We start from the raw sequence: 773 nt of genomic DNA, 5'->3' as shown, positions 1-773 counted from the left end.
CGCATCGGTCGCGCCGAAGACGTCGCCGCGGCAATAGCCTTCCTCGTCTCCAACGGCTTCATGACCGGTCAGGTGCTGACCTGCGACGGCGGACTGCGATTTGCGGCCTAGCGTTCCTCGGGCGCCGACAGGCTTTCACCCTCAATTGGCTCTCTTTGGATCACCCCGCACGCTCTTTTCGCCGGGGCTGTCACCGCCCGGTCTCACCGCATCTGAAGCGGTCTTTTCCGGAACATAGGAATAATCAGGCGTATCAGCCCCATACATCTTGTTATCGATCGCCTCTTGCCAGCTGAAATCCGCGTCGGACGGTGAAACGTCGGCAATGTCATGGCGGGAGGAGCGAGAGTGCAGCCAGTTCGGGGTGATCTCTCGGACCAATTGTGCGAAGCGTCCCATCGAAACCGTTCCTTTCCTTGCCCTTTCCAGGAGGCGCGATCGCGGTTGCGTCGGCTGGATCTAAAGTTGACCTCTCAGCCAGGCCAGCGTCTCGACAACGTCGGCAAGCCCGTACCGCGCTGCGGTGTGCGCTGGTGGTTTGACGCGTATCGATATGCCGCCGGCATCATTGACGGCCTCAAAACCGTTTTCATCCGACGTGTCGTCGCCCAGGAAGACCGGGCGACGGCCCGTGAATGGCGCAATTTCCATGAAACGCCGGATCGCGGCGCCCTTGGCGGCCTCGAGCGGCAGCAGTTCAACACCGGCATTGCCGGGAACCACCCGGTAGCCCTTTGGCAGCGTGGCCAGCGCCTGCTCGACAAGCTGCGTCG

The 773-nt window shown here is 62.1% G+C and carries 3 protein-coding genes; 1 reads left to right on the top strand and 2 read right to left on the bottom strand.

Annotated elements, in window-relative coordinates; all coding sequences use genetic code 11:
- The coding region (locus EN994_RS33835) for an SDR family oxidoreductase (RefSeq protein WP_127308279.1) at positions 1-111 on the top strand (111 nt) is incomplete at its 5' end.
- Between the two features lie 30 nt (positions 112-141).
- On the opposite strand, the gene EN994_RS33830 is transcribed toward EN994_RS33835, so the two are convergent.
- A complete protein-coding gene (locus tag EN994_RS33830; RefSeq protein WP_063168507.1) occupies positions 142-399 on the bottom strand; it encodes a hypothetical protein in 258 nt (85 codons plus the stop codon).
- 60 nt (positions 400-459) lie between these two features.
- Positions 460-773: trehalose-phosphatase (locus tag EN994_RS33825; RefSeq protein ID WP_281060232.1), on the bottom strand; the 314-nt coding region annotated here is incomplete at its 5' end.

Origin of the sequence: Mesorhizobium sp. M7A.F.Ca.CA.002.09.1.1 (assembly GCF_003998555.1) — a bacterium.
Classification (GTDB): domain Bacteria; phylum Pseudomonadota; class Alphaproteobacteria; order Rhizobiales; family Rhizobiaceae; genus Mesorhizobium; species Mesorhizobium ciceri.
This window is presented reverse-complemented; position numbering and strand designations above follow the sequence as displayed.

What these genes read in the sequence shown, in the direction of transcription:
- EN994_RS33830 (WP_063168507.1), bottom strand. Translation starts at nt 399, where the DNA reads ATGGGACGCTTCGCACAATTGGTCCGAGAGATCACCCCGAACTGGCTG.